Here is a 26,757-nt window from a genome sequence, read left to right as displayed (position 1 = left end):
GGAGAGGGGCGCCAGAGCGCAAGCCGACCTGAACCACCCAGTTAACCAGAATTCGTCCTTTAGAAACAACGGTCCTTACCTAGGACCCGCTCCTCCCAAGTCGATCTCGGCTCTAGGCCAGCGTCTCCTTCGTCGCGCTGAGCCCGATCTCCGGCCAGTCGCGGACCACCCGGTCGATGTCCCATTGCAGGCGGGTCATGAAGACCGGGTCGCCGTCATGGTCCTGCGCCATCTGCCCGCGATTGGCCGAGGTGAAGGCCTCCAGCTTCTCCTTCGGCCCGGAAATCCAGCGCGCCGAGACGAACTGCGTCGGCTCGAAGCGCACCGGCAGGCCGTATTCGGTCTCGATGCGGCTCGCGATCACGTCGAACTGCAGCGCGCCCACCACCCCCACGATCCAGCCCGAGCCGATGGCCGGTTTGAACAGCTTGGCCGCGCCTTCCTCGGCGAGCTGGGTCAGCGCCTTGTCGAGATGCTTGGCCTTCATCGGATCGCCCGCGCGCACGGTTTGCAGAAGCTCCGGCGCGAAGGCGGGGATGCCGGTGAAGCGCAGATCCTCGCCCTCGGTCAGCGCGTCGCCGATGCGCAGCTGGCCGTGATTGGGGATGCCGATGATGTCGCCGGCCCACGCGTCCTCTGCGATCTCGCGCTCGGAGGCGAGGAACAGCATCGGGTTTGAGACCGCCATGGGCTTGGCGGTGCGCACATGGTGCAGCTTCATCCCGCGCTCGAAATGACCCGAGCACAGCCGCACGAAGGCGACCCGATCGCGGTGCTTGGGGTCCATGTTGGCCTGCACCTTGAACACGAAGCCCGACACTTTCTCCTCGGCGGCGGAGACCTCGCGGGTCGCCGTGGCGCGGAAGCGGGGAGGGGGCGCGTAGTCGGCGATGCCGCGCATCAGCTCGCGCACGCCGAAGGAGTTGATCGCCGAGCCGAACCAGATCGGCGTCATGTGGCCTTCGAGGAAAGCCTGCCGGTCGAAGGGCGGCAGGAGTTCCCGCGCCATCTCGACTTCCTCGCGCAGCTTCTCAAGCCGGTCGGCGGGGAGGATTTCTGCGGCTTTCGGATCGTCGAGCCCGTCGATTGCGATGGATTGCGCGCGGGTGTTGCGGTCGGCGCGGTCCATCAGCTCGATGCGGTCGTGGAGAATGTCATAGGCGCCGAGGAAATCGCGCCCCATCCCGATGGGCCAGCTCGCGGGCGTCACATCGAGCGCGAGCGCCTCCTGGATCTCGTCGACGATCTCGAAGGTGTCGCGGCTCTCGCGGTCCATCTTGTTGCAGAACGTCAGAATCGGCAGGTCGCGCAGCCGGCAGACCTCGAACAGCTTGCGGGTCTGGCTTTCGACGCCCTTGGCCCCGTCGATCACCATCACGGCGGCGTCCACCGCCGTCAGCGTGCGATAGGTGTCCTCGGAGAAATCCTCGTGGCCCGGCGTGTCCACCAGATTGAACCACCGCCCCTCGTAGTCGAACGACATGGCCGAGGCGGAGACCGAGATGCCGCGTTCCTTCTCCATCTTCATGAAGTCCGACCGCGTGCGCCGCGCCTCGCCCTTGGCGCGGACCTGCCCCGCCATCTGGATCGCGCCGCCGTAAAGGAGCAGCTTTTCGGTCAGCGTCGTCTTGCCCGCATCGGGATGCGAGATGATGGCGAAGGTCCGGCGGCGCGCCACTTCCGGCGGCAGAGGGCCTGCGTTATGTCCGAGATCGAGCATGGGCGGGGTATAGGCGAGGAGTTGCGTCATGGAAAGCGGCGCGGATGCGACGGGCCTACGCGATTTCCTGCGCCGGGCGAGCGCGCTCAAGGACACGCCCCGCAACACGCTCACGCCCGCCGGTCGGCGGGAGAGCGCGGCGGAACACAGCTGGCGGCTCGGTCTGATCGCGCTGGTGGCGGCGCCCGAGGGGCTCGACCTCGGCCATGCGCTCGCCCTCTGCCTCGTGCACGACCTGGCCGAGGCGGTGACCGGCGACATCCCCGCCTCGACGCGACCCGACCCTGTCGCCAAACAGGCCGCCGAGCGCATAGCCCTCGCTGACCTGCTCGCCCCGGCGCCGCAGGGCGTGCGGGCGCGCGTCACGGCGCTCTGGGAGGAGTACGAGGCGGCGCGGACGCCGGAAGCGCGCTTCGTGCGCGCCGCCGACAAGCTGGAGACCGTGCTGGCCCATGCCGAAGGCGACCAGGCGCCGGGCTTCGACTGGCGCTTCAACCTCGACTACGGCAAGGGGCTCGCCGACGCCTTCCCGACGCTGGCGGCGCTGCGCGCGCTCGCCGACGCCGAGACGGCGCGACGCGCCGACGAGCCTCCGACAGGCGCGTGAGGCGATGGAGCGTGGGATCGGGGGCGAGACCGCCCCTGCGGCGGCGCGCGCCGTTGCGCGCGACGCCGACCCGCGCGACAAGGCGGGAATGATCCGCGCCGCCGCCATCGCTCTTCTCGCCGCTGCGCTGCCGCTCGCCGCCTGCGCGCCGGGCGGGCCGGTCGAGGGCGCCTCCGCCGCGCCCGCCGAGGCGCTGGCGCAGGCGCGCTGGCCCGCGGCGCCGCCCGTTCGCGCCGTGATGCTCGTCGTGCACGGCTATGGCGACTACGCCGAGACGCTGCTGGGCGAGGTCGCGCCGTTCTGGGCCGCCTCCGGCATCGAAGTGCGCGCCTACGACCAGCGCGGCTTCGGGCGCAACGCCAGCCGCGGCGCCTGGCCCGGCGCCGAGGCGCTGATCTCGGATTTCGCCGCGCAGGCGCGGGCCGCGCGCGCCGACCATCCCGACTTGCCGCTGATCGCGCTCGGCCATTCGCTCGGCGGCGGCGTCGTGCTGGCCGCGCTCGGCGAGGGACGGGCGCCGGAGGTGGACGGCGCCGTGCTGCTCGCCCCGGCGATCGGCGGCGGGCCGCACATCAACGGCTTCATGCGCGCCGGCATGTGGGCGATGACGACGCTGATCCCCGACCGCCGCCTCTCGGGCGAAGGGATCGTTCGCATCCAGGCCTCCGACAACGTCCCCGCCCTGCGCGCGCTGGCCGCCGACCCGCTCTACCTCGCCAAGCCGACCCCGCGCGAGATGCAGGGGCTCGTGCGCATCATGGACCGCGCCGAGGCTGCGGCGGGGGCGGTGGAGGTTCCGCTGCTGATCGCGCTCGGCGCGCGCGACGAGGTGGTCGACAACGCGGATGTGCGGGCGGTGGCGGCGAAACTGCCGCGCCCGCCCGATCTGCGGGACTATTCAGAAGGCTGGCATCTTCTGCTTCGCGATCTGGGCCGGCGCGCCGTCTGGGAGGACGTCCGCGACTGGGTGCTGGCGCGGGCGCCGTGACCTGTCCCGACCTCACCCCGCTCGACCGCGCCTGGGCCGAAGCCGAGGCCGAGGGCGCGCCCGAAAGCGCCCGCGCGCGGTTCTTCGCGCTGCTGCTCGAGACCCGGCTGCTCGTGCCCGTGACGCCGACGCCTGACGACGCGCCGCTCGCGCCGCTGACCTTCGAACTCGAGGAGGGCGCGGTGGCGCTGGCCTTCGACGACGACGCGCGGATGGCGGCGTTCTTCGACGCGCCCGTGGAGTATGTCGCGCTGCCGGGGGCCGGGCTGATGGCTGCCTTGGCCGAGGCGGGGCTCGGGCTCGGCCTAAACCTCGGCGAGGCGCCGTCGGCGGCGCTTTTTCGAGCGCCCGACGTGGCCTTCGTCGCGGCGGAGGCGGGCGGCGCGCTGGCTGCGTCGACGCTGTCGGGCGCGCTGCGCGTCGGCCCGCCGCTCGGCGCGTCCGAGGCGATGCTCGCTGCGCTCGCCGAGCGCGTCGCGGCGCTTCCCGGCCTCGTCGCCGAGGCCTGGCTCGTGCGCCTCGCGCCCGGAGTTGGGGCGGGAGAGGGGGCCGGCGCGCTGACGCTGCTGCTGACGCTCCCCCCGTCGGCGCGCCGGGCGGGGGAGGGGATCGCGGCCTTGCTCGGGCGCGCCGCCCAGCCTTTCGCGCCCGATGGCGAGAGCGTCGCCGTCGGGCTGCTCGACCCCGACCATGGGTTGAGCGCCCCGGCGCGGGCGCAGGGCGTCGGCCTGCATCCCGCGCCGCTTCCCACGCCCCCGTCCGCGCTTCCGTCCGCGCCTGCGCCCCGCCCGACAGGGCCGCCGCGCCTGCGCTGAGCGGCGCGCCGCGCGGCGCCAAAGTACGAGAACGCCGCGTGGTTCGCGCAGTTCTCCGGGCGCCGCGGCGCTGCTAGACTCTTCCCGCCTTGCATCGCTGGAGCATCGACATGCGTCTGTCCCGTCTCGTCTTCGCCGCCGCAGCCCTTTCGCTCGGCCTCTCCGCGCCGGCCTGGGCGCAGTGGAACCCGCTGATCAGCGCCATCGAGTTGCAGGCGCTGATGGCCGAACGCGAGGTGGTCGTGCTCGACACCCGCTCCGCCGATGGCGGGGCCGACGGCAAGGCGCCGAACTACATGGCCGGTCACATACCCGGCGCGGTGAACGCGCCATACGAAAAATGGCGCGGCCCCAAGCAGAACCCCGGCGAGAAGCTGAGCGACGCCGCGCTGAGCGAACTGCTCTCCAGCGCGGGCCTGACGCCGGAGAAGCCGGTCGTCGTGGTCTATGAAGGCCCCGGCCAGGTCGATTTCGGCTCTGCGGCGCGGGTCTACTGGAACCTCAAATCCGCGGGCTTCGGCGAGATCGCGATCCTCAACGGCGGCATGTTCAAATGGCGCGACGCGGGTCTGCCGATCTCGACCGAGCCGTCCGTCCCAGCGCCGACCGAGGTGACGGCGACATGGTCGGACGAGTGGTTCGTCACCCGCGAGGAGGTTCTCGCCATCGTCGAGGGCAAGCAGGAGGCGGTGCTCCTCGACGCGCGCGCCCCGGCGCAGTGGAAGGGCGAGCAGAAGCACGGCGCCGCCAAGACCCCGGGCACGCTGCCCGGCGCCTACAACGCGCCCTTCCCGACCTTCTTCGACCCCAAGGACCCCGCGCTGATGTCGGCGGAGGTCGTGAAGGACTGGGCCGCCAAGGCCGCCGAGGAGATCAAGGGCCGCCCGGTCGTCAGCTTCTGCAACACCGGCCAGCTCGCCGCGCAGAACTGGTTCGCGCTGAGCGAGGTGGCGGGGCTGGAGAACGTGTCGATCTATCCGGAGTCGATGGTCGACTGGACGCACGCCGACCTGCCGCTTTCCTACGGGCAGTAACCCCGTCGCCCGCATGGTCGCCGTCGCGCCCGCCGGCGCGGCGGCATACGCGCGTCTTATGGCGGTTTCACATCAGGGTTCGTGATTTTCTGAAACATACATTGTGATCCGTCGTCGCCTTCAATTCACGGCGACGAGGGCGTATCTCCCAATGCATGCCATCCCTCAATGGAGAATACGCCATGACCCGTCGCTTCATCGTCTCCGGCGCGCTGCTGGCCGCGCTCGCGGCGGCCTCCCCGGCGCAGGCCGAGTGGAGCAAGCTTCTGACCCCAGCCGAGCTTCAGGCGCTCGCCGCCTCGCGCGAGATCGACATCATCGACATACGCGCCGCCGAACCGGGCAAGCCGGACGAGAAGGGCAAGGTCGCGCCGAACTACGCCGCCGGTCATATCCCCGGCTCGGTCAGCGCGCCCTATGGCAGCTGGCGCGGGACCGAGCAGAACCCCGGTCTGCGCCTGACCGACGACGCGCTGAGCGCTCGGCTCGCTTCGGCGGGGCTGGAGCCGGGCGACCCGGTGGTGATCGTCTACGAGGGCGCCGACCAGACGGATTTCGGCGCGGCGGCGCGCGTCTACTGGACGCTGAAATCCGCCGGCTTCGAGGAGATCGCCATCCTGAACGGCGGGCTCGCCGAGTGGCGCCGCGCCGGGCTGCCGCTGACCACCGACAGAACCGCCCCCACGCCGACCGAAGTGACGGCGCGCCTCTCGGAGCAGTGGTCGGTGACGCGCGAGGAGATCCACGCCTCGATCGGCGCTTCGGACGCGCCGACGCTGATCGACGCGCGCCCCCTCAAGCAGCATCTCGGCCAGGAGAAGCACAAGCTCGCCAAGGCCGCCGGAGCCATCGAAGGCGCGCGGAGCGTGCCGCACAGCACCTTCTTCGACGGCGAGGCGTCGGTGACGCTGTCGCCGGAGAAAGTCCGCGAATGGGCGGCGGCGAACGCTCCGGGCGCGGACGAGACCGTGGTGACCTATTGCAACACCGGCCATTGGGCGGCGACCGACTGGTTCGCGCTGTCCGAGATCGCCGGGTTGCCGGACGTCCGGATGTACCCGGAGTCGATGGTCGACTGGACCAACGCCGGCCTGCCGGTCGTGACGCCGAAGTGACCCGGCCGCGCGCGGCCCCGACGCGCCGCGCGCATCCGAGGCGCGCGCGGCGCACACCGCCGCGCCGCCTTGTCGCGCATCGCGTTGTCGGTTAATCGGGTCTGATGGACAGGCCCGCCGCAGCATCTCCCGAAGCGCCGCTCGGGCGCGCGCGCACCGCACCGCCCCGGGCGGCGCCGATCGGGGCGGTCGATCTCGGCACGAACAACTGCCGCCTGCTCATCGCCCGCCCGCGCGACGACGGTTTCCATGTGATCGACAGCTACAGCCGCGCTGTGAAGCTCGGCGAGAAGCTCGACGCCGACGGCGCGCTGGCCGAGGATGCGATGACCCGCGCCATCGAGGCGCTCGGGGTCTGCGCCGACAAGCTGCGCCGGCACGGCGTGCGGCGGATGCGCGCCGTCGCCACCGAGGCGTGCCGGCGCGCCGCCAATGGCCGCGCCTTCATCGAGCGCGCGCGCCGCGAGACCGGGCTGCGCCTCGAGGTCATCACGGCGGAGGAGGAATCGCGCCTCGCCGTCGCGGGCTGCGCGCCGCTGCTCGACGAAAGCGCCGAGCAGCTTCTGGTGGTCGACATCGGCGGCGGATCGACCGAACTGGTGCTGGTCGATCTCTCCGGAACGCCGGCCCGGCTGCGCCCGCGCCTGCTGATGGCGCTGGCGCCCGCGCGGCGTGGCGTGCTCGAGCCCGACGCGCGCGCCCGCGCCGCCGCGGCCCACATCGTCGACTGGATTTCGGCGCCCTCGGGCGTCGCCACGCTGCATGACCGCTTCGCCCACATCGCCGAGGGGCCCCGACGCTTCGAGGCGATGCGCGCCTATTTCGAAGCGCAGATCGCCGCCTTCGCGCCGCGCCGCCCCGGCTGGCGCGACGACGCGCTGCAGATCATCGGCGCCTCAGGCACCGTCACCACCATCGCCGGCGTTCATCTCGGCCTGCGCCGCTACGACCGCTCGCGGGTGGACGGGCTGTGGCTGGCGACCGACGACGCGCGCAGGGTGATCGCCGACCTCGCGGCGCTCGACGACGCCGGTCGCGCGCGCCACCCCAGCGTCGGCCCGGACCGGGCGATCCTGCTGCTCGCGGGCGCCGCGATCCTCAGCGCGGTGATGGGGCTCTGGCCCGCCGAGAAGCTCCGCGTCGCCGATCGCGGCCTGCGCGAGGGGATGCTCTACGCGCTCCTCGGCGAAAGCGCCGGCGCGCCGCGCGCGTTGCGCGACTGAGCGGGGCGGCGATGTCGCAGGACGGAAAGGGCGCCCGCACGCTCAAGACGCGGGTCAAGACGGCGAAGGGGCGCAAGCTGAGCTCGACGCTCTGGCTGCAGCGCCAGTTGAACGACCCTTACGTTCAGAAAGCGAAGCGCGAGGGCTACCGCTCGCGCGCCGCCTTCAAGCTCGCCGAGATCGACGACGCGCGGCGTTTTCTGGTTCCCGGCGCGCGCGTGGTCGATCTGGGCTGCGCGCCGGGCGGCTGGTTGCAGGTCGCGGTCAAGCGGGTCAATGCGCTGGGCGAGAAGAGCGGCAAGCCCCGCGGCTTCGTGCTGGGCGCCGACATCCAACCGACCGAGCCGGTCAACGGCGCCGACATCCTGCTGCTCGACTTTCTCGAAGAGGGGGCGGACGACGCGGTCAAGGTGGCGCTCGGCGGCGGGGCGGATGTGGTGCTGTCGGACATGGCGGCCCCGTCCTCGGGCCATCGGGCGACCGACCATCTGCGCATCGTCGCCCTTTGCGAGGCGGCGGCGCATTTCTCCTTCGACGTGCTGGCGCCGGGCGGGACCTTCGTCGCCAAGGTGCTTCAGGGCGGGGCGGAGAACCAGCTTCTGGCGCTGCTCAAACGCCGCTTCCGCTCCGTCGCCCATGTCAAGCCTCCCGCCAGCCGCAAGGACAGCGCCGAGATGTATGTGGTCGCCTCGGGTTTCCGCGCCGAAGAGACCTACGCGTGACCCGTTGAGGGTCGGCCGGCGCGGCGCCCCATCCAGAACACGCCACGCAACACCCGGCGCCCGCCGGCCACGGGTTCAATGCGCCCGACTCAGTCTCCGAGTCAAGAACATTTCACGAACAACCGGTCAGATCGAGAAGCTGGTCCCACAGCCGCAGCTCGACGTGGCGTTGGGATTGTCGATGGCGAAGCGGGCGCCGATCAGCTCGTCCTTGAAGTCGATGCGCGAGCCCGAGAGGAAGGGCAGGCTGTCGGGGTCGATCACCACCTTGCCGCCGCCGAGCACCGTGTCTTCAGGCGCCGGGGCGTCCTCGAGCCCGAATTCGTACTGAAAGCCCGAGCAGCCGCCGCCGAGCACGGCCACGCGCAGCACCTTGGGCGCGCCTTCGGCCTCGGAGATCTCGGCGATGCGGCGCAGCGCGGCCTCGGTGACGTCGATCGGCAGGGTGATGTCCATGGGGCGCCCTCGCGACGGGAATTCATGTATCACGCCAACATAGGCCCTGCGGGGCGCAGCGCCAAGACGAGCCGCCGATGACCGATCGCCCCGCCCTCCGCCTCGCTGGCCCCGCGCCCTTCGCCACCGACCCCGCCGCCTCCCGCGGGCGGCTGCATGCCGAGCCGGGCTCGGCGCACCGCTCGCCATTCCAGCGCGACCGCGACCGCATCATTCATTGCAGCGCCTTCCGCCGGCTCAAGCACAAGACGCAGGTCTTCGTCGAGCACGAGGGCGACCACTATCGCACGCGCCTCACCCATTCGATCGAAGTCGCCCAGATCGCCCGCACGCTCGCCAAGGCGCTGGGTCTGGACGAGGAGCTGGCCGAAGCGGTGGCTCTGGCGCATGATCTCGGCCACACCCCCTTCGGCCATACCGGCGAGGACGCGCTCGCCGCCTGCATGGCCCCTTTCGGCGGCTTCGACCACAACGCGCAGGCGCTGAAGATCGTCACCCGTCTGGAGCGGCGCTACGCCGCCTTCGACGGCCTGAACCTGAGCTGGGAGACGCTGGAGGGCATCGCCAAGCACAACGGCCCGCTCCTGCCGAGCGCGGCGCCGCTGCCCTACGCCATCGCCGAATACTGCGCCGGGCACGATCTGGAACTCGCCACCCATGCCGGCCCTGAGGCGCAGGTCGCCGCGCTCTCCGACGACGTCGCCTACAACAATCACGATCTCGAGGACGGGCTCCGGGCGGGGCTGTTCACCGCCGAGGAGGCGCGGACCCTGCCGCTGGTCGGCGCCGCCTTCGAGGAGGTGGAGGAGCTCTGGCCGGGGCTCGACCCGATCCGCGTGCAGCACGAGGCCCTGCGGCGGGTGTTCGGCGCGATGGTCGAGGACGCGCTGGCCGAGAGCCGCCGCCTGCTGGCCGAGGCGGCCCCCGGCTCGGCGGCCGAGGTTCGCGCGCTGGGCCGGCCCGTGGTCGCCTTTTCGGCGGAGATGCGGGCCGACATCGCCGCGATCCACGGCTTTCTCATGCAGCGGATGTACCGGCACTGGCGGGTGGCGCGGATGCGGGCGAAGGCCGCGAAAGTGGTGGCCGAGCTTTTCGCGATCTTCATGGAGGCGCCTGCGCTGATGCCGCCCGACTGGTCGCGCGCGGCGCTGGCGGCGGCGGATGAGCCGGGCCGCGCGCGGGTCGCGTCGGACTACATCGCCGGCATGACCGACCGCTTCGCGCTGGAGGAGCATCGCGTGCTGACCGATCCGCTGGCGCGGGCGTGACCGGCCTGCGCTGGGCGTGATCTTCGGGCGGCTTCGGCTTGCCTTCGCAGGCGCGAGCGGTCATATCCCGCGCGAGATCGGGGAGAGCTGGGCATGGCCGTCAGGGCGATGGTGTTCGACATAGGGCGGGTGCTGTTCGACTGGCGCCCGGAGCGGCTCTACGCCGAACTTATCCCCGACGCGGCGGAGCGGGAGCGGTTCTTCACGCAGCTCTGCCCGCCGGAATGGAACCTCGCCTTCGATGCGGGGCGCGACATGCCGCGCGGCGTCGAGGAGGATGCGGCGAAAGCCGCGGACCCGCGCGACGCCTCGCTGATCCGGGCGTGGTGGACGCGCTGGCCGGACATGGTCGGACCGCAATTCGAGGGCTCGGTCGCCTGCTTCCGCGCGCTCAAGGCGCGCGGCGTGCCGGTCTACGGTTTGACCAATTTCGCCGCCGAGACCTATCCCATCGCCGAAGAGATGTTTCCGATCCTGCGCGAGTTCGACCTTTGCGTGGTCTCGGGGCGCGAGGGCTGCGTCAAGCCGCAGCCGCGCATCTACGAGATCCTCGAGCAGCGCACGGGCCACGCGCCGCGGGAACTGTTCTTCGCCGACGACAGCGCCCCCAATGTCGCCGCGGCGCGGGCGCGGGGCTGGACGGCGCATCTGTTCGAGGGCGCGCCGGGGCTGGCGCGCGCGCTTGGGGAGGTCGGGTTGCTGCCCGCCGATCAGGCGGCGGCGCTGGAGGGCGCGGGATGAGCGGGACGCGGGACGTCTGGCGGAGCCCAGAGCGGCGGGGCGTGCTCGCGGGGATCGCCGCGATGGCGGCCATCGTCGCCGCCTCGAACGTCCTCGTGCAATATCCGGTCGGGGATTTCCTGACCTGGGGCGCGTTCACCTATCCCTTCGCCTTTCTCGCGACCGATCTGGTCAACCGCCGTTACGGCCCGGAGGCGGCGCGGCGGGTCGTCTATGTCGGCTTCGCGCTGGCGGTGGCGCTGTCGGTCTGGCTGGCCACGCCGCGCATCGCGGTCGCGTCCGGGGCGGCGTTCCTGACGGCGCAGCTCCTCGACGTGGCGGTGTTCGACAAGTTGCGGGCGGGGTCGTGGTGGCGGGCGCCGCTGGTCTCCTCGACGCTGGGCTCGGCGGTCGACACGGCGCTGTTCTTCTGGCTCGCCTTCTCGGCGGGCGGGGCCTTCGTCGGCCCGGTCGAAGATTGGGCTGTCGGCGCGGCGCCGCTGATGGGCTTCGGGCCGGACGCGCCCTTCTGGGTGAGCCTCGCGCTCGGCGATTTCGGCGTCAAGCTGGCGATCGCGCTCGCCGCTCTGGGGCCGTATCGCGCGCTGACCGCGCCGGCGCGCTGAAGCGGTCGGGCGTCGACGGATCAGCCGAGCTTGAAGCCGCGGCGCACGCGCGAGTGACCCACATGCGACTCCTCGGCGCCGCCGATGAAGTCGGACCAGTAGCTGACCACGGATTTGCGCGCGGCGAACCAGCCGCGCAGCCCGTCGATGGCGCGAATGCAGGTCCGCGCGTCGCGGCGCTGGGCGGCGAAAGGTCGGTCGGGGTCGAGCACCGGCGTCTCGGCGAGGATCAGCACGCCGGGCTTGCCGCCGGGCAGGCGGCTCGGCGCGAGCGCGAGCGAATAGGGCGTGCCGTCGAGCGCGGGCTCCATGACGCCGGCGAGACCTTCGAGGTCGGCGCCCCAGTCATGGATCAGGATGCTCGCGAACCCCTCGCGCACATGATGAGCGAGGCGCACGGTCGGCATGAAGGGCCAGCGGGGCAGGGCGGCCACGTCGAAGGCCAGCATCGCGAAATCTTCGTCGACGCGCTCGCGGGCGAAATCGACCGTGAGCAGCGGCGCCTCGTCGGCGATCATGTCGAGATAGTGCCGGCGGAAGGTCTCGCGCGGGGCCACCGGCGCTTCGGCGGCGTCGGCGGCGCTGCGCAGGGCGGCGCGCAACAGGCCGATCTGGAACTCGCGCCGGCGCTGAAGCTCATAGGCCGAGCAGCGCGCCTCGCCGTCCAGCATGTCGATGATCTTCTCGAGCCCGACGGCCCGGTCGCAATGCACGGGCTCGTCGGCCATCCGGTCGATTTCGGCCTTGGCGCTGATCCAGACGCCGAGCGCGATCGCCGCCTCGCCGCTCGCGCTGAGCGCCTTGGCGGTCTCGCGCGCCTTGCGGGCGGCGGCGGCGCGGTACTCGAAACGCACCGAAATCAGAAAGGCGATGTCGATCTCGCCGAAATCGCCGATCGCCTTGAGGTCCCAGCCCGGGTCGGGGTCCGAGCCGGGCTCGGCGCTGGCGAAATCCACCCGGGTCGCCGCGCCGGAGAGATCGACCGACAGGTCCGGCAGAACCTGTTGCGTCAGCCATCGCATCAGCGACGGGTGGCAGGCGAGGTTCTCCGCGAGCACCTGAGTCACGGTCGTCTCGTGAATCCGGGTCTGGCGCTGTTGGGAAATTTCCATTGCGAAAGCTTCCATCTGCTGGCGCCGGGACATTAGCGCCGGATGTGCTGCCGAAAGGTTGATCCCGCCCCGATCCGGGTCACTCCGTTGCGCTTGTGCGCCCGTCCCACGATCTCGCGCGCCCGCGCGGGGCGCCTCCTTTTGGCCTGCTTGCGCGCGCGGGCTTCGGCGGCTACCCCGAAGACCGCGGGAGCCCGCGCAGCGAACGCCTGCGCCTGCCTTCGGGAGCGGCCATGAAAGCAGTCACCATCGGTTCGGCGACCATCGACGTGATCACCATCGTCGATCCCGAACTCATCGAGCAGATGACGCTGGTCAACGAGCACAAATCCTTCCTGTGGCTGGAGGCCGGGCGCAAGATCCCCGCGCGCTCGATCGTCAGCCATGTGGGCGGCGGCGCCTGCAACACCGCCGTCTCGCTCGCGCGGCGGGGCGGCTGGGAGGTCTCGGCGCTGAGCCGCACGGGCCACGACCTCAACGGCGCGGCGGTGCGCGAGCATCTGGAGGCGGAGGGGGTGGGCCTCGACCGGCTGCGCGACGTGCCTGAGGAGGCGACGGGGGTCTCCTCCATCATCGCCAGCCACGACCGCAACGCGACGATCTTCGTGCATCGCGGCGCCAACGCGACCATCGCCATCGAGGATGCGGGGGAGGGGTTCGCCGGCGTCGATCTCGTCCACATAGCGCCGCTGTCCAACAGCTCGGCCGAAGCGCTCCCCGATTTCGCGCGCGCGGCCAAGGCGGCGGGGGCGTTCGTGTCGCTCAACCCCGGCATCCGGCAGCTGACGGCCCGCGGCGCCATGGTGCTCAGGGCGCTCGAGGATGTGGACCTGCTGTCGGTCAACCGGGTCGAGGCGGAGGCGCTGGCGCCTGCGCTCTCGCTCGACGCGCCGTCCTCCGGGCCGGTCCCGCGGGATGCGCCGGAGCTGCTGAAGCGCGGCCTGTCCTTCGGCGGGTTCCATCTAGGTCTGGTCCCGTTCATGAAGGCGATGATGGCGCGTGGGCCGCGTTACGTGGTCGTCACGGATGGCGGGCAGGGGGCCTATCTCGGCTGTCCCGAAGGGCTGGTCTGGCGCGCCCCGGCGCCGGCGGAGGTGGCGGGGACGGCGGGCGCCGGCGACGCCTTCACTTCGACGCTGGCGGCGGCGCTGGTGGAGAAGATCCCGCCCGATGCGGCTCTGGCGCAGGCGGCGGTGAACGCGGCTTCGGTGATCGCGGTGGTGGACACGACCGAGGGGCTGCTCGACCGCGCGACGATCGAGGCCCGCGCGGCGGGCCTGCCGCCCGCGCGCTGGTTCGGCGGGCTGTGACGGCGGGGAACGGCGCGCGGCGCCGCCGCGAAAGGGTGGCGCGGGTCGGTCTGCCGGTGTAGCTCTGTGAGGGTCCAGAGCGGGCCGCCGATGCAGATCTACCTGCCCATCGCGGAGATGTCCGTCAACGCCCTTCTCCTGCTGGGGATCGGCGGGAGCGTCGGCGTGCTTTCGGGGATGTTCGGGGTCGGCGGCGGGTTTCTGACCACGCCGCTGTTGATCTTCATCGGCGTGCCGCCGGCGGTGGCGGTGGCGACCGGGGCGAACCAGCTGGTCGCGTCCTCGGTCTCCGGCGCGATGGCGCATTGGCGGCGGCGCACGCTCGACCTGCGCATGGGGCTCGTGCTGACGGCGGGCGGCGTGCTCGGCGTGGCGCTCGGCGTCGAGATCTTCTCGGCGGTGCGGGCGCGCGGGCAGATCGAACTGCTGGTCGCGCTGTGCTATGTCGTGTTCCTCGGCGTTGTCGGCGGGCTGATGCTGGTCGAGGGCCTGTCGGCGCTGCGCCGGGCGCGGACCGGGGCGGCGCGCAAGCCGCGGCGCGGGCATGGCTGGGCGCAGGGCCTTCCGCTGAAGATGCGCTTCCGCGAGTCCAAGCTCTACATCTCGGCGATCCCGCCTTTCGCCATCGGCGCCGCCGTTGGGCTGCTGTCGGCGGTGATGGGCGTGGGCGGCGGCTTCATCATGGTGCCGGCGATGATCTATCTGCTGGGCATGCCGACCAGCGTCGTGATCGGCACCTCGCTGTTCCAGATCACCTTCGTCACCGGCGTCGCGACGGTCCTGCACGCGGTCGAGAACCGCACGGTGGACATGGTGCTGGCGGTGCTGCTGCTTGTGGGCGGCGTGGTCGGCGCGCAGCTCGGGGCGCGGATGGGGGCGAAGCTGCGCGGCGAGCAGCTGCGCATCCTGCTGGCGTTGCTCGTGCTCGCAGTTTGCCTCAAGATCGCGCTCGATCTCGTTCTGGAGCCATCGGAACTCTATTCCCTGGCGGAGCGGATGCGATGAGGCGGGTTCTTCTTCTGCTCGCGCTGCTGCTCGGGGCGTCGGCGCAGGCGCAGGCGCCGCAGGTGTCGGTGGAGCCGCCGGAGCGGGTCGTCGCCGCGCTCAGCCAGAACCGCATCTCGATCACCGCGGATTTCGACGGCTCGGAGATCTTCGTCTATGGCGCCATCGCGCGCACGGCCCCGGCGCTCGCCGAGCCGCCGGGCGTGGTGGTGCGGGTGATCGGGCCCGCGGAACCGGTGACGGTGCGGCGCAAGGGCCGCGTCGCAGGGATCTGGGCGAATGTCGAGCAGGCGCGGCTCGAGAGCGCGCCGAGCTACTTCGCCGTCGCCTCCACCGGGCCGTTCCACCAGACGATCAGCCACACCGCCGATCTGCGCCATGGGGTGTCGCTCGAGCACGCATTGCGCTTCGTCGGCGCCGCGTCCTCCGCCGAGGCGCGCGAGTCGTTTCTCGCGGCGGTGGTGCGGCTGCGGCGCGAGAGCGGGCTCTACGCGCAGCAGCCCGGCGGGGTCGATCTGGTCGAGGGGACGCTGTTTCGCGCAAGTTTCGTGCTGCCGGCCAACATCGTCGAAGGCGGCTATCGCGCGAGCGTGTTCCTGACCCGCGACCGCGAGGTGATCGACATGTTCGAGACGCAGATCGACGTGCGCAAGGCGGGCATCGAGCGCGCGATCTTCGACCTCGCCCAGAACAGCCCGGCAGTCTATGCGCTGGTCTCGATCGCGGTGGCGGTTCTGGCGGGGCTCGCCGCGTCGGAGGCGTTCCGCTATCTCGCCCGCTGAACGCGCAAGGGGAGGCGATCCGATGAGCGACCCGATCCACATCGTCGGCGCCGGCATGGCCGGCTCGGAGGCCGCTTGGCAGGCGGCGCAGGCGGGCGTCGATGTGGTGCTGCACGAGATGCGCCCCGAACGCGGCACCGAGGCGCACCGCACCGGCGACTGCGCCGAGATGGTCTGCTCCAACTCCTTCCGCTCCGACGACGCGTCGACCAACGCGGTGGGGCTGCTGCATGAGGAGATGCGGCGCGCAGGCTCGCTGATCATGGGGATGGCGGACCGGCACCGCCTGCCGGCGGGCGGGGCGCTGGCGGTGGACCGCGACCCTTTCGCCGCCTCGGTCACCGAAGCGCTGCGCGCCCATCCCAAGGTGACCATCGCGCCCGGCGAGGTGGTCTGGCCGCCGCAGGACTGGGACCGGGTGATCGTCGCCACGGGTCCGTTGACGGCGCCCGGTCTCGCCGAGGCGATCCGCGCGCGCACCGGCGAAGCGTCGCTCGCCTTCTTCGACGCCATTGCGCCGATTGTCCATTTCGACAGCGTCGATCTCTCCAGGGCGTGGTTCCAGAGCCGCTACGACAAGGGCGAGACCGAGGCGGACCGCACCGCCTATCTCAATTGCCCGATGGACCGCGACTGCTACGAGGCCTTCATCGACGCGCTGCTCGCCGCCCCCGTGTCCGAGTTCAAGGAGTGGGAGCGCGACGCGCCCTATTTCGAAGGCTGCCTGCCCATCGAGGTGATGGCCGCGCGCGGGCGCGAGACGCTGCGCCACGGGCCGATGAAGCCGGTCGGCCTGACCAATCCGCATGCGCCGACCGTCAAGCCGCATGCGGTGGTGCAACTGCGCCGCGACAACGCCCTGGGCACGCTCTACAACATCGTCGGCTTCCAGACGAAAATGAAGTACGCTGCCCAAGCTGATGTTCTTCGAATGATTCCCGGTCTTGAGAGCGCCCGTTTCGCGCGGCTCGGCGGCATCCACCGCAACACCTTCCTGAACGCGCCGCGGCTGCTCGACGGGCTGCTGCGCCTGAAGGCGGAGCCGCGCTTGCGCTTCGCGGGCCAGATCACCGGCGTCGAGGGCTATGTGGAGTCCGCGGCGATGGGGCTTCTCGCGGGCCGCTTCGCCGCCGCCGAGGCGCTCGGGCGCGCGCCCTGCCCGCCGCCGCCCGAGACCGCCCATGGCGCGCTGCTCGCGCACGTCACGGGCGGAGCGGAGGCCGAGACCTTCCAGCCGATGAACGTCAATTTCGGCCTGTTCCCGCCAATCGAGGCGCGTGCGAAAGGGCGCAAGGCGGCGCGCAAGCAGGCGCGTGCGATGGCGATGTCGGAGCGCGCCCTCGCCGCCTGCGACGCATGGCTGGGGCGCGCGCGCGAAGCGGCCTGAGCGCGCAGGCGCTTTGGAAAATTCGTAAAAGTTGTGTTACCGTTCGCGTGAAGCCGCCGGTGGCGCCAGTCGGCGCGACCGGAGCCAAGGGGGGCGCGCCGATGGCGGAGCAATCGGGGTCTGACGCCAAGAGCGACGCGAAGAGCGAGGACAAGGGCGGCCCGAAGGGCGCGTCGGACGTGCTGCGCCTCGGCCTCGCGGCGATCACTGCGATCTGCGTGCTCGGCGTGGTCTATCTGGTGCAGGGGACGGGGCAGGGGTTCAAGCTGACCTTCGGCGATGGCGGGGCGAGCGTCGAGGTCTCGGCCCGGGACAGTCTCGAGAGCATCGTGCAGCGCGCCCTCGACGAGGACCCCGTGCTAGCGACCGGCGATCTCGCGCAGCTCGGCTTCCATTCGCTGTCGAGCGAAGCGCTCGCCGATGCGCTGCGCCGGATCAAGCCTGAGGATGCGGAGGGCGCCGCGGTCGCGGCGTCGCTGCGCGAGATGCTCTGGGACCTCAAAGGGCCGTTCGCGTTGCCCGGCACGCTCGCCGGCGCCGACAAGCGGCTGATCGGCGCGCTCGAGGACCTTGAGAGCATCAAGAGCGAAACCGGCGAGATGTCGGAACTGCTCGCCGAGATCGTGCTGATGAGCGTGGATCGCCGCGGCCTGTTCCAGCCGCGCGACTTCGCCGGCGAAGTGCGGCGACTGCCGGGCGTGGGCTCGCCGGGCGGGCATTCGCTGGTCTATGTCTGCCCGGGCAGTCCGCTGGCGGGCAAGAACATCCGCATCACCTTGCGCCACGCCGCGGTCGACGACCCCGACAGCGCGGCGATGACCATCTTTCCCGGGCTGATCGTGCAGGACCCGAACCTGATGTCGTGCCCGGGCTCGTTCCGCCGGCTGACTGAACTGCTCGGCGGACAGGCCGCGCAGCTCGGCCTCGACGCCGAGGCCTTCGCTCGGTTGACGGCGGGGGCGCCTCCCGGGAGCCTGCCGGTGCGCGGCCTGCGCGTCTCCTTCACCGTCCATCCGGCCGATTACACCAAGCTCGTGCTTCCGCCCACCTGAGACGAGGATCACCCTCAATGAGACCCCAAGTCCGCGCTGCGCTCGCCCTGCTCGCCCTCGTCCTGTACGGCGTCGCAGGCGCCGCCGCCGCCGATTGCTGGTATGACGGGCGCAAAGTGCCCGAGGGCTCGCGGGTCGGCGATCTCGTCTGCGTCAACGGGCAGTGGGTGAAGGCCTGACGCCGCGCGCGCGGGCGGCGTTGACGGGTCGCGGGCGCGGCCCTAAGCCCTGCGCATGGCGCGCCCCCCGATCCTGACTTTGTCCGACATCGCCCTGAGTTTCGGGGGTGATCCGCTGTTTTCGGGAGCCTCCTTGTCGGTCGGCGAGGGCGACAGACTGTGCGTGGTCGGGCGCAACGGATCGGGCAAGTCGACGCTGCTCAAGATCGCGGCGGGGATCGTGCAACCGGATGCGGGGACGCGCTTCGCCCGGCCCGGCGCGCGGATAGGCTATCTGCCGCAGGACCCCGACATGAGCGGCTTCGCCACGCTCGGCGATTACGCCGCCGCCGATCTCGCCCCCGAGGAGCGCTGGCGCGCGGAGATGGCGATGGAGGGGCTGGAGGTGAAAGCCGGGGCGGCCCCTGACGGCGCCTCGGGCGGCGAGCGGCGGCGGGCGGCGCTGTCGCGGCTGATCGCGCAAAGCCCCGAGCTGATGCTGCTCGACGAACCGACCAACCATCTCGACATCTCAGCGATCGAGTGGCTTCAGGCGCATCTCGCCGAGACCCGCGCGGGCTTCGCGCTGATCAGCCACGACCGCGCGCTGCTCGCGGCGCTGACCACGTCGACGCTCTGGGTCGATCGCGGCAAGGTGCGCCGCCTCGACCGGGGCTTTTCGGAGTTCGAGGCGTGGCGCGACAAGCTGATCGAGGAGGAGGAGGCCGAGCGCCACAAGCTCGACCGGCTCATCAAGGCCGAGGCGAAATGGGCGGTCGAGGGCATCTCGGCGCGGCGCACCCGCAATCAGGGGCGCGTCCGCCGTCTCGCGGCGCTGCGCGCGGAGCGGCGGGCGCAGGTCCAGATCGCCGGAACGGCGGCGATGGCGCTCGACAGCGGCGCCCAGTCGGGCAAGCTGGTGATCGAGGCGAAGGGCGTCTCGAAGAGCTTCGACGGGCGCGACGTGGTGCGCGGCTTCTCGATGCGGGTGCTGCGGGGCGACCGGGTTGCCTTCATCGGGCCGAACGGGGCGGGAAAGACGACGCTGATCTCGCTGCTGACCGGGCGGCTCGCGCCCGATGCGGGGAGCGTCCGGCTCGGCGCCAATCTCAGCCCCGCGCTGTTCGACCAGAACCGCGCCCAGCTCGACCCCGAGGCGAGCCTTTGGGAGACGCTGACCGGCGACGCCGAGCTCGGGGTCTCGGGCAAGAACGACCAGATCATGGTGCGGGGGCGCCCGAGGCACGTCGTCGCCTATCTCAAGGAGTTCCTGTTCGACGAGCGGCAGGCGCGCGGCCCGGTCAAGGCGCTGTCGGGCGGCGAGCGGGCGCGGCTGCTGCTCGCCAAGATCATGGCGAAGGAGAGCAATCTTCTGGTGCTCGACGAGCCGACCAACGATCTCGACGTCGAGACGCTCGACCTTCTGCAGGAGCTCTTGGCCGACTACGACGGCACCGCCCTGATCGTCAGTCACGACCGCGACTTCATCGACCGGGTGGCGACCTCGACGGTGGCGCTCGACGGGCGCGGAGGCGCGGTTGAATACGCCGGGGGCTATTCGGACCATCTCGCCCAGAAGCGCGACGCGCAGCCCCCCGAGGCGCGGCCTGCGGCCAAGACCGCGACGAAGCCCGCGCAGCGCCCCGAGCCCGCCAAGCCCGCCCGAATCGCGCGCAAGATGAGCTACGCGCAGGCGCGCCGGCTAGATCTGCTGCCCGCCGAGATCGACCGGCTCGGCGCGCAGATCGGCAAGCTGGAGGCGTTCCTCGCCGATCCGGGGCTCTACGCCCGCGACGCCGCCGCCTTCGCGCGCGCCAGCGACGAACTCGCCTCCCGCCGCGCCGCGCTGGAGGCGGCGGAGGACGAGTGGCTCGCGCTCGAGGAGTTGCGCGAGGCGCTGGAGGGCTGAGCGCCTCAGGCTTCCGGGCGGCGCATCCGCTCGAGCGGCCCCGTGCGCAGCGCGAGATGGTGGTAGGCGACCAGCGCCAGATGCGCGATCACGACCGCCAGAAGCCAGTCCTGCAACGCCACATGCAGCGCGGCCGCGTCCGTCCAGGACGGGAACCAGCCGATCGCGCCCGTCAGCGGGATCGCAAGAAGCAGGGCGTAGATCGCGTCGTGGCTGCGCCGGGTCGTCCAGCGCGCCCAGCCGGGTCCCGCCTTGGTCGGCGTCGGCGCGCCGCGGAACACGCGCAGGAACGCCCGCCAGAGCGCGAGTCCGAAGATCGCGAGGCCGGCGAAGACGTGCAGGGCGACGGCGGGGTCGAAGGGCGCCGGCGCGCTGGCGCGCAGCGCCGCCATCTGGTCGGTGATCGGCTGGTGCAGCAGATATTGCGCGGCGATCAGGGCGACGACGGCCCAGTGCAGCCGGATCTGGTCGCGGGAATAAGCGACGGGCGCGGACATGGGCGGAGCCTCCGGATTGCGGCGATCCCCGCAGGCTACGCCGTGGGGGCGGCGTACGGATTGACGCAGGTCAATCGGCGCCCTTCGCGAAGGCCTCCCGCGGTCCTGGCCCCTCGCCGCGCGCGCGGCTCTCGCGCAGCATTTCGATCGTTCGACGACGGCCGGGATTTCACGGCGCGGCCTTGTCCAATGGCGGAGGGTCGCAAGGGGGGTGACGGTCAAGCGGTGCTCGGTCGGCGGATCGGGCCAGACCCGCACCCGGCGACCGCCGGTCGCCTGGGCCGCGACCGCGAGACGCTGGCCGGCGGACTCGACAGCGCCGGGGCGTTGAAGTCCTTCGGACCGCTGCGCGCATCCCGCTCCGCACGCCGGCGCCACGGCGACGACCGGTCGTCCCGGCGATGCAGATTGGACCGAAGTCCCATGGCGCGGGACTCCTCCGTTCGCGCGCCATGCGTCTCTCCGGGGTCGCGCCGAGCGCGACACATCCGCAAAGCTGGGGTGATCCCGTTCCGTCATCTTCGTGGACATCGCCAACCCTCCCAAGGTCGGCTCCCCATGAATCAGACAAGTAGCCGCTCGTCCCGGCGCTTCCCGCTCGCCGACGTCGGAACGGTCGTCCTGGGGGTCGGATTACGACAATTCGACGCACCATGCGGGCCCCTCTGTCGCGCTTCGCGAATTCCGCCAAACTACCTCCCGCGATGTGTAGAACACAGCGCTCCCCGCCAGCGATGGGAGAGCGCGCCGACGGGGGGACGGACGCGATGCGAAGGACTTATGGGCCGGCTGCGCTCGGCGCGGCGGCGGCGGTATGGCTCGCGCTCGCAGCCGGACCGGCGGTTGCGACGAACGGATACATCGCGAACGGCTATGGCGGGGGCTCCAAGGGGATGGCCGGCGCTGGGGTGGCGGTCGGCTCCGGCGTGCTCGGGCTCGCGCAGAACCCCGCCCATGGAGCGAAGCTCGGCAACAGCGCCGGGCTGTGCTTCACGTTCTTCTCGCCGAGCCGCGACGTGACCATCGGCGGCGCCGCCCCGCTTGCGACCGGGAAATTCGAAAGCGAGAACGAGTTCTTTCTCATCCCTTGCGGCGGCGCCAATTTCCGGATCGACGAGCGCTCGGCTTTCGGCGTCTACGCCTATGGCAATGGCGGCCTGAACACGGAGTACGATGTCAATTTCTTCGGCGGGTCTTCGCCTCTCGGCGTGGACCTGATGCAGGGCTTCGTCGCGCTGAATTATGCGCGGGAAGTGGCGCCGGGTCTTCATGTCGGCGGCGGGCCGGTGCTCGCGATCCAGCGCTTCGAGGCGCGCGGGCTCGAACCCTTCGCCGGCTTCTCCGCCGACCCGGCCAATCTCACCAACAACGGCCACGAGATGTCGTATGGCGGCGGCGCGAAGATCGGCGTGCTGTGGGACGCCAACGACCATCTGACGCTCGGCGCCTCCTATCAGACGCGGATGTGGATGACGCCTTTCGACGACTACGCCGGGCTGTTCGCCGAGCAGGGCGATTTCGACGTGCCGCCCATCGTCACGCTCGGCCTCGCCGTCCGCCCGGCGCCGGCGACCCTGCCGCTGACGGTGACCGTCGAATGGCAGCGCATTTTCTACGGCGACGTCGCCTCGGTCTCCAACAGCGGAAACGCCGCGGCGCTGGGCGCGGGAAACCCGCTCGGCTCCGACGACGGGCCCGGTTTCGGCTGGGACGATATGGACGTGCTTCGGGTCGCCGCGGTCTACGAGGCGACCGATGCGCTGACGTTGCGCGCCGGGGCGAGCTGGAACACCCAGTTCGCCGACGACGACGAAGTCCTGCTCAACACCCTCGCGCCGGCGACGCCGCGGGTGCACCTGTCGGTCGGTTTCAGCTACGAGGTGGGCGACGGTTGGGGGGTGACGGGCAGCTACACCCACGCCTTCAGCGAGACGGTGAGCGGCTCGAACCCCGCTTTTGGCGGGCAGCCGATCGATCTGCGGATGGACCAGCACGAGGTCTCGCTCGGGGTGACCTATCGGTGGTGACCGAAGCCACGGCGGCGCGCCTCACCGTTCGGTGAACTTGACCTCGATGCGGCGGTTGCGCGCGAGGGCGGCGGGGCCGGTTCCCGGATCGACCGGCTGATACTCGCCGAAGCCGTTGGCCGAGAGGCGGTTGGAGGGCAGGCCCTCGACGTCGATCAGATGGCGCACGACCGCCAGCGCGCGCTCCTGGCTCAGCCGCCAGTTCACCTCCGCCGGGCCGGTCGCGTCGGTGTGGCCGTCCACGCGCAGGAGCCAGTCGAGGCCTTCGGGGATCTCGGGTTCGACTTCGCGGATCGCGGCGGCGAGCCGGCCCAGCTCCGCCTCGCCGGCGCCGCCGAGTTCGGCGGAGCCGATGTCGAACAGCACTTCGGACTGGAACACGAAGCGGTCGCCGACGACGCGGATGTCGGCGCGCCCGGCGAGGATTTCGCGCATCCGCCCGAAGAACTCCGAGCGGTAGGCGGCGAGGTCGCGGTTCTCCGCGCGCAGCCGCTCGGCCTCGCGCGCGAGAAGCTCCGCTTCGCGCCGCTTGAGCGCCGCCTCGCGCGCCAGCGCCTGATTGAGACGCTGGCCCAGCGCCGCGATCTCGACCTGAGAGTCGGCGTCGGCGGCCTCCGCCGCGTCGAGCTGCGCTTCCAGGCTGGCGAGCTGGCGGCGCAGCGCCGAGGTCTGCGCGTTCAGCGCCGCGAGCTCGCGCGCCTGCCTGGTCGAGACCTGGCCGCTCTCAGCCAGCGCCGCTTGCGCCATCGCAAGCAGAGCGCGCTCGCGCTCGCGGGCCGACAGGGCTTCGTCGCGTTCGAGGGTCAGGTCGCGGCGGGCGGCCTCGGCGGCGGCGAGCTTGGTCAAGGTCTCCTCGGCGCGGCGGCGCTGTTCCTCGAGGATCAGGCTCATCGCGTCGAGCTCTGCGCGCGAGTCCGCCAGCCGCGCGCGCAGCGCCTCGGCGGCGGCGGCTTCGGCGAGGCGGGCGGCCTCGGCGTCGTCGAGCGCCTCCGTCCCCGCCTCGGCGCGGTCCCGCGCCACGTCGCGCTCGGCGCGCAGTTCGGCGGCGAGTGCTTCGAGGGCGGCGCGTTCGGCGGCGGCGCGGCGGGCGGCTTCGGCCTCGGCGTCGATCTCCTCGCGCAACCGGGCGAGCGCGAGCTGCAGCGCCTCTCGCTCGGAGATCGCGCGGGTCTCCGCGGCCTCCAGCGCGCCGATGCGAGCGCGCGCCTGGGCCAGTTCCCGCGCGCGGCTCTGCGACGTCTCCTGCGCCGCCGCCAGATCGGCGCGGGCCGAGTCGCGCTCGGCTTCCAGCGTCTGCGCAGCATCGGAGAGGGCGGCGGCGCGGGCGGCGAGCGCGTCGCGTTCGGCGCTGAGCGCGAGCGCCAGCGCGTCGAGCCGGGCGGCCTCGGCGCGTTCGCCGGCGAGCGACGCAGCGAGGCGGTCGATCTCGGTTGCGAGATCCTCGCCGCGCGCCTGCTCGAGCGCGAGCACGTTGGACAGCGCCGCGAGCTGGCCGTCGAGGTCGCGCAGGCGCTCCTCGGTGTCGGAGAGGTTCTCGCGCAGGGTGAACTGGACGATCATGAAGATCGACAGCACGAACATAACGACCAGCAGCAGCGCCGTCATCGCGTCCACGAAGCCGGGCCAGACCATCTGCTGGCCGCGCCGGTCGCCTCTGCGGCTGATCGCCATGGCGCGCCCCCTCAGCGCCGGGCGCCGAGGCGGTCGGCGAGCTCGACCACCGCGCGCCCGAGCAGCGACAGTTCGGCCCGCAGCTCGGCGACGGCGTCCTGCCGGCCTTGAGCGATCTCCTCGAGCAGGCGCAGCAGCTGGCGGTCGATGTTGCGGATGCGGGCGCGGGTTTCGGGGTCGCCTTCGAAATCGTCCGACGGCGGCTCCGGGCGCTCCAGCCGCGCGGCGATGCGCTCCAGCAGCGCGATCTGACGCTGCGCCGCCGCGCCGTCGTCGCCCTGCGTCCGCGCATGCGCGGCCCCGGTCTGCGCGGCCAGCCGCGACACCGCCTCGGTCAGCTCGGCCACCCGCGCCTCGAAGGCCGCCCGTTTTTCGTCGCCGCGCTCGGCGAGCCGGGCGAGCGTCTCGATCTGCAGCGCGTTCTGCTCGACCAGCGTCGCGCCGAGCCCGCCGCTCTCGCCGTCGCCGCCATAGCCGATGCGGGTGATCGAGGAGAGCCATTCCTCAAGTTCGCGATAGAAGCGGTTCTGCGCATGGCCCGCGAAGAGTTCGAGCAGCCCCACCACCAGCGACCCCGCGAGCCCCAGCAACGACGAAGCGAACGCCGTGCCCATCCCGCCGAGCTGGTCTTCGAGCCCAGACATCAGCCGGTCGAAGGCGTCCGCGGCAGTGCCGCCGCCCTCGTCCGGGGCGAGGCTGCGGATGGTGTCGACCACCGCCGGCACCGTGTTCGACAGACCCCAGAACGTGCCCAGAAGCCCGAGGAAGATCAGCAGGCTGGCGATGTAGCGCGTGATGTCGCGGCTCTCGTCCAGACGCAGCGCGATGGAGTCGAGGATCGTGCGGGCGGAGCTCGCGCCGAGGGCCGCGCGGGCGCGGTCGTCGCGCAGCAGCGCCGACAGCGAGGCGAGCAGCGTCGGCGGCTCGGCGAATTCATGGCCGACGCGGTTGGAGGCGAAGCCCTCGATCCAAGACACCGCCGCCACGAGGCGCAGCGCCGACACGAAGGTCGCGAGCACGCCGATCACGAACACGCCCGCGATCAGCCCGTTGAGATAGGCGTTCGCCTCGAACACCGTGCGGATCGGGTCGTAGAGGAACCAGCCGATCGCGCTCACCGCGGCGAGCGCGGCGACCATGAGCGCGATCTGGCGCACCGGCTGCGAGAACTCGACCTCGCGCCGCCCGCGCCCGCGCCGGACCGTCCCTTCCGCCATCGCCATGCCGCATCGCCCTCCGCGCACTCGCCTTGCGAAGCATTAGCTGCGCGTGCGCTGCAATGCGAGGCTTCCGCTCCGCCGGCTGGGGCTTTCGCTCCGGTCCGGACGGTGGAATAAGCGCCGCGTCAGCCGGCGCGCGCGGCGCCGGCCCACAGAGCGGGAGACGCGGCGATGGAGATTCGCGAAGCGCTGACCTTCGACGACGTGCTGCTCGAACCCGCGGCGTCCTCGGTGATGCCCGCCGACGCCGACCTGCGCACCCAGGTCACGAAGTCGATCGCGCTCAACATCCCGCTGATGTCGGCGGCGATGGACACGGTGACCGAGGCCGACATGGCGATCGCGATGGCGCAGGCCGGGGGCTTAGGCGTTCTGCACCGCAATCTCGACCCCGAGGAGCAGGCCGAACAGGTGCGTCGCGTCAAGCGCTTCGAGTCCGCCGTGGTGCACAACCCCATCGCCCTGCGCCCCGACGAGACGCTGGCCGACGCGCGCGCGCTGCAGCGCCGCTACGGGGTGACGGGCTTCCCGGTGGTCGCGCGCGACGGGCGGCTCGCCGGGATCCTCACCAACCGCGACATGCGCTTCGCGGAGGACGAGGCGACCCCGGTCTCGGAGCTGATGACCGCCGACAATCTCGCCATCGTCCACGAACCGGTCGATCTGGCCGAGGCCAAGAAGCTGCTGCACGCCCGCCGTATCGAGAAGCTGCTGGTGATCGACAAGATCGGGCGCTGCACCGGTCTGCTGACGGTCAAGGACATCGAGAAGGCCGTGCTCAACCCGCAGGCCTGCAAGGACGAGATGGGCCGGCTGCGCGTCGCCGCCGCCTCGACGGTCGGGGAAAAGGGCTTCGCGCGCTCGGAGATGCTGATCGACGCGGGCGTCGACCTCGTGGTGATCGACACGGCGCATGGCCATGCGCGGGCGGTCGCCGAGGCGGTCGAGCGGATCAAGAAGCTCTCCAATCTCGTGCAGGTCGTCGCCGGCAACGTCGCCACCGCCGAGGCGACCCGCGCGCTGATCGGCGCCGGGGCGGACGCGGTGAAAGTCGGAATCGGCCCCGGCTCGATCTGCACGACCCGCATCGTGGCCGGCGTCGGCATGCCGCAGCTCACCGCCGTCATGGATTGCGCCCGCGCGGCGGAAGGGTCGGACGCGCAGATCATCGCCGATGGCGGGATCAAGTTCTCAGGCGATCTGGCGAAGGCGCTGGCGGCGGGCGCGCAATGCGCGATGGTCGGCTCGATCCTCGCCGGCACTGACGAGGCGCCGGGGGAGGTGTTCCTGCATCAGGGCCGCAGCTACAAGGCCTATCGCGGCATGGGCAGCG

At 71.7% G+C, this 26,757-nt stretch carries 25 protein-coding genes; 19 read left to right on the top strand and 6 right to left on the bottom strand.

The window, feature by feature from the left end; genetic code table 11:
- Positions 1-112 precede the first annotated feature (112 nt).
- Positions 113-1,720, bottom strand: coding sequence for a peptide chain release factor 3 (locus V7Q31_RS08780; protein ID WP_333833333.1), 1,608 nt, complete (start codon positions 1,718-1,720; stop codon positions 113-115).
- Positions 1,721-1,748: 28 nt separating this feature from the next.
- On the opposite strand from V7Q31_RS08780, the gene V7Q31_RS08775 reads away from it, so the two are divergent.
- The 7 genes from V7Q31_RS08775 to V7Q31_RS08745 all read left to right on the top strand — a co-directional run bounded on the left by V7Q31_RS08775 (position 1,749) and on the right by V7Q31_RS08745 (position 8,224).
- Positions 1,749-2,327, top strand: coding sequence for an HD domain-containing protein (locus tag V7Q31_RS08775; protein WP_333833320.1), 579 nt, complete (start codon positions 1,749-1,751; stop codon positions 2,325-2,327).
- A 4-nt stretch (positions 2,328-2,331) separates the two neighbouring features.
- Positions 2,332-3,315: an alpha/beta fold hydrolase gene (locus tag V7Q31_RS08770; RefSeq protein WP_333833319.1), complete on the top strand. Its 984-nt coding sequence runs from the start codon at positions 2,332-2,334 to the stop codon at positions 3,313-3,315.
- A complete protein-coding gene (locus V7Q31_RS08765; RefSeq protein WP_333833318.1) occupies positions 3,312-4,130 on the top strand; it encodes an SseB family protein in 819 nt (272 codons plus the stop codon). The genes V7Q31_RS08770 and V7Q31_RS08765 overlap by 4 nt, the downstream gene beginning before the upstream one ends.
- A gap of 110 nt (positions 4,131-4,240) precedes the next feature.
- Positions 4,241-5,164, top strand: a complete 924-nt coding sequence (locus V7Q31_RS08760) for a sulfurtransferase (protein WP_333833317.1) — start codon at positions 4,241-4,243, stop codon at positions 5,162-5,164.
- A 182-nt stretch (positions 5,165-5,346) separates the two neighbouring features.
- A complete protein-coding gene (locus tag V7Q31_RS08755) occupies positions 5,347-6,279 on the top strand; it encodes a sulfurtransferase (RefSeq protein WP_333833316.1) in 933 nt (310 codons plus the stop codon).
- Positions 6,280-6,383: 104 nt separating this feature from the next.
- Positions 6,384-7,502 carry a Ppx/GppA phosphatase family protein gene (locus tag V7Q31_RS08750; RefSeq protein ID WP_333833315.1) on the top strand — a complete coding sequence of 373 codons (1,119 nt, stop codon included), beginning with the start codon at positions 6,384-6,386 and terminating at the stop codon, positions 7,500-7,502.
- A gap of 11 nt (positions 7,503-7,513) precedes the next feature.
- Positions 7,514-8,224, top strand: a complete 711-nt coding sequence (locus tag V7Q31_RS08745) for an RlmE family RNA methyltransferase (protein ID WP_333833314.1) — start codon at positions 7,514-7,516, stop codon at positions 8,222-8,224.
- A gap of 126 nt (positions 8,225-8,350) precedes the next feature.
- Here V7Q31_RS08745 and V7Q31_RS08740 read toward each other — a convergent pair whose 3' ends face one another.
- Positions 8,351-8,674, bottom strand: coding sequence for a HesB/IscA family protein (locus tag V7Q31_RS08740; RefSeq protein WP_333833332.1), 324 nt, complete (start codon positions 8,672-8,674; stop codon positions 8,351-8,353).
- An 83-nt stretch (positions 8,675-8,757) separates the two neighbouring features.
- On the opposite strand from V7Q31_RS08740, the gene V7Q31_RS08735 reads away from it, so the two are divergent.
- The 3 genes from V7Q31_RS08735 (at position 8,758) to V7Q31_RS08725 (ending at position 11,294) form a co-directional block, all read left to right on the top strand.
- Positions 8,758-9,948 carry a deoxyguanosinetriphosphate triphosphohydrolase gene (locus tag V7Q31_RS08735; protein ID WP_333833313.1) on the top strand — a complete coding sequence of 397 codons (1,191 nt, stop codon included), beginning with the start codon at positions 8,758-8,760 and terminating at the stop codon, positions 9,946-9,948.
- A 93-nt stretch (positions 9,949-10,041) separates the two neighbouring features.
- The gene (locus tag V7Q31_RS08730; RefSeq protein ID WP_333833312.1) at positions 10,042-10,689 is read left to right on the top strand and encodes an HAD family hydrolase; all 648 of its coding nucleotides are present in this window, start codon (positions 10,042-10,044) and stop codon (positions 10,687-10,689) included.
- A complete protein-coding gene (locus V7Q31_RS08725) occupies positions 10,686-11,294 on the top strand; it encodes a VUT family protein (RefSeq protein ID WP_333833311.1) in 609 nt (202 codons plus the stop codon). The genes V7Q31_RS08730 and V7Q31_RS08725 overlap by 4 nt, the downstream gene beginning before the upstream one ends.
- 20 nt (positions 11,295-11,314) lie before the next feature.
- Here V7Q31_RS08725 and V7Q31_RS08720 read toward each other — a convergent pair whose 3' ends face one another.
- On the bottom strand, positions 11,315-12,361 hold the full coding sequence (locus V7Q31_RS08720; protein ID WP_333833310.1) for a hypothetical protein: 1,047 nt from the start codon (positions 12,359-12,361) through the stop codon (positions 11,315-11,317).
- A 278-nt stretch (positions 12,362-12,639) separates the two neighbouring features.
- Between V7Q31_RS08720 and V7Q31_RS08715 the strand changes: the two genes are divergently transcribed.
- The 7 genes from V7Q31_RS08715 to V7Q31_RS08685 all read left to right on the top strand — a co-directional run bounded on the left by V7Q31_RS08715 (position 12,640) and on the right by V7Q31_RS08685 (position 20,009).
- Positions 12,640-13,716, top strand: coding sequence for a carbohydrate kinase family protein (locus V7Q31_RS08715; RefSeq protein WP_333833309.1), 1,077 nt, complete (start codon positions 12,640-12,642; stop codon positions 13,714-13,716).
- 90 nt (positions 13,717-13,806) lie between these two features.
- Positions 13,807-14,721 carry a sulfite exporter TauE/SafE family protein gene (locus tag V7Q31_RS08710; RefSeq protein ID WP_333833308.1) on the top strand — a complete coding sequence of 305 codons (915 nt, stop codon included), beginning with the start codon at positions 13,807-13,809 and terminating at the stop codon, positions 14,719-14,721.
- Positions 14,718-15,503 (top strand): TIGR02186 family protein, encoded by a 786-nt coding sequence (locus V7Q31_RS08705; RefSeq protein WP_333833307.1) that lies wholly within the window; start codon positions 14,718-14,720, stop codon positions 15,501-15,503. The genes V7Q31_RS08710 and V7Q31_RS08705 overlap by 4 nt, the downstream gene beginning before the upstream one ends.
- Positions 15,504-15,525: 22 nt before the next feature.
- Complete coding sequence (gene trmFO / locus V7Q31_RS08700; protein WP_333833306.1) at positions 15,526-16,890, top strand: methylenetetrahydrofolate--tRNA-(uracil(54)-C(5))-methyltransferase (FADH(2)-oxidizing) TrmFO; 1,365 nt, start codon at positions 15,526-15,528, stop codon at positions 16,888-16,890.
- Between the two features lie 59 nt (positions 16,891-16,949).
- Entirely contained in the window at positions 16,950-17,942 is a 993-nt protein-coding gene (locus V7Q31_RS08695) for a hypothetical protein (protein ID WP_333833305.1), read from the top strand.
- A 17-nt stretch (positions 17,943-17,959) separates the two neighbouring features.
- On the top strand, positions 17,960-18,121 hold the full coding sequence (locus tag V7Q31_RS08690) for a hypothetical protein (RefSeq protein WP_333833304.1): 162 nt from the start codon (positions 17,960-17,962) through the stop codon (positions 18,119-18,121).
- Positions 18,122-18,176: 55 nt separating this feature from the next.
- On the top strand, positions 18,177-20,009 hold the full coding sequence (locus V7Q31_RS08685; RefSeq protein WP_333833303.1) for an ABC-F family ATP-binding cassette domain-containing protein: 1,833 nt from the start codon (positions 18,177-18,179) through the stop codon (positions 20,007-20,009).
- 5 nt (positions 20,010-20,014) lie between these two features.
- On the opposite strand, the gene V7Q31_RS08680 is transcribed toward V7Q31_RS08685, so the two are convergent.
- A complete protein-coding gene (locus V7Q31_RS08680) occupies positions 20,015-20,506 on the bottom strand; it encodes a cytochrome b (RefSeq protein ID WP_333833302.1) in 492 nt (163 codons plus the stop codon).
- Positions 20,507-21,273: 767 nt separating this feature from the next.
- Here V7Q31_RS08680 and V7Q31_RS08675 point away from each other — a divergent pair.
- A complete protein-coding gene (locus V7Q31_RS08675; protein ID WP_333833301.1) occupies positions 21,274-22,533 on the top strand; it encodes an OmpP1/FadL family transporter in 1,260 nt (419 codons plus the stop codon).
- Between the two features lie 21 nt (positions 22,534-22,554).
- Here V7Q31_RS08675 and V7Q31_RS08670 read toward each other — a convergent pair whose 3' ends face one another.
- Complete coding sequence (locus V7Q31_RS08670; RefSeq protein ID WP_333833300.1) at positions 22,555-24,204, bottom strand: peptidoglycan -binding protein; 1,650 nt, start codon at positions 24,202-24,204, stop codon at positions 22,555-22,557.
- A gap of 11 nt (positions 24,205-24,215) precedes the next feature.
- Positions 24,216-25,427, bottom strand: coding sequence for a biopolymer transporter ExbB (locus V7Q31_RS08665; protein ID WP_333833299.1), 1,212 nt, complete (start codon positions 25,425-25,427; stop codon positions 24,216-24,218).
- A gap of 168 nt (positions 25,428-25,595) precedes the next feature.
- On the opposite strand from V7Q31_RS08665, the gene guaB reads away from it, so the two are divergent.
- On the top strand, positions 25,596-26,757 hold a 1,162-nt coding region (gene guaB / locus V7Q31_RS08660; protein WP_333833298.1), incomplete at its 3' end, for an IMP dehydrogenase.

Origin of the sequence: Rubrimonas sp., assembly GCF_036788415.1 — a bacterium.
Classification (GTDB): Bacteria; Pseudomonadota; Alphaproteobacteria; order Rhodobacterales; family Rhodobacteraceae; genus Rubrimonas.
Note: the sequence above shows the minus strand (reverse complement) of the source record. Positions and strands in the feature narration are given on the sequence as shown.

Bases quoted from the DNA above. Each gene is read 5' to 3' on its own strand.
- V7Q31_RS08780 (WP_333833333.1), bottom strand. From the start codon at position 1,720: ATGCTCGATCTCGGACATAACGCAGGCCCTCTGCCGCCGGAAGTGGCG.
- V7Q31_RS08775 (WP_333833320.1), top strand. From the start codon at position 1,749: ATGGAAAGCGGCGCGGATGCGACGGGCCTACGCGATTTCCTGCGCCGG.
- V7Q31_RS08770 (WP_333833319.1), top strand. From the start codon at position 2,332: ATGGAGCGTGGGATCGGGGGCGAGACCGCCCCTGCGGCGGCGCGCGCC.
- V7Q31_RS08760 (WP_333833317.1), top strand. From the start codon at position 4,241: ATGCGTCTGTCCCGTCTCGTCTTCGCCGCCGCAGCCCTTTCGCTCGGC.
- V7Q31_RS08755 (WP_333833316.1), top strand. From the start codon at position 5,347: ATGACCCGTCGCTTCATCGTCTCCGGCGCGCTGCTGGCCGCGCTCGCG.
- V7Q31_RS08750 (WP_333833315.1), top strand. From the start codon at position 6,384: ATGGACAGGCCCGCCGCAGCATCTCCCGAAGCGCCGCTCGGGCGCGCG.
- V7Q31_RS08745 (WP_333833314.1), top strand. From the start codon at position 7,514: ATGTCGCAGGACGGAAAGGGCGCCCGCACGCTCAAGACGCGGGTCAAG.
- V7Q31_RS08735 (WP_333833313.1), top strand. From the start codon at position 8,758: ATGACCGATCGCCCCGCCCTCCGCCTCGCTGGCCCCGCGCCCTTCGCC.
- V7Q31_RS08730 (WP_333833312.1), top strand. From the start codon at position 10,042: ATGGCCGTCAGGGCGATGGTGTTCGACATAGGGCGGGTGCTGTTCGAC.
- V7Q31_RS08725 (WP_333833311.1), top strand. From the start codon at position 10,686: ATGAGCGGGACGCGGGACGTCTGGCGGAGCCCAGAGCGGCGGGGCGTG.
- V7Q31_RS08715 (WP_333833309.1), top strand. From the start codon at position 12,640: ATGAAAGCAGTCACCATCGGTTCGGCGACCATCGACGTGATCACCATC.
- V7Q31_RS08710 (WP_333833308.1), top strand. From the start codon at position 13,807: ATGCAGATCTACCTGCCCATCGCGGAGATGTCCGTCAACGCCCTTCTC.
- V7Q31_RS08705 (WP_333833307.1), top strand. From the start codon at position 14,718: ATGAGGCGGGTTCTTCTTCTGCTCGCGCTGCTGCTCGGGGCGTCGGCG.
- trmFO (WP_333833306.1), top strand. From the start codon at position 15,526: ATGAGCGACCCGATCCACATCGTCGGCGCCGGCATGGCCGGCTCGGAG.
- V7Q31_RS08690 (WP_333833304.1), top strand. From the start codon at position 17,960: ATGAGACCCCAAGTCCGCGCTGCGCTCGCCCTGCTCGCCCTCGTCCTG.
- V7Q31_RS08685 (WP_333833303.1), top strand. From the start codon at position 18,177: ATGGCGCGCCCCCCGATCCTGACTTTGTCCGACATCGCCCTGAGTTTC.
- V7Q31_RS08680 (WP_333833302.1), bottom strand. From the start codon at position 20,506: ATGTCCGCGCCCGTCGCTTATTCCCGCGACCAGATCCGGCTGCACTGG.
- V7Q31_RS08675 (WP_333833301.1), top strand. From the start codon at position 21,274: ATGCGAAGGACTTATGGGCCGGCTGCGCTCGGCGCGGCGGCGGCGGTA.
- V7Q31_RS08670 (WP_333833300.1), bottom strand. From the start codon at position 24,204: ATGGCGATCAGCCGCAGAGGCGACCGGCGCGGCCAGCAGATGGTCTGG.
- V7Q31_RS08665 (WP_333833299.1), bottom strand. From the start codon at position 25,427: ATGGCGATGGCGGAAGGGACGGTCCGGCGCGGGCGCGGGCGGCGCGAG.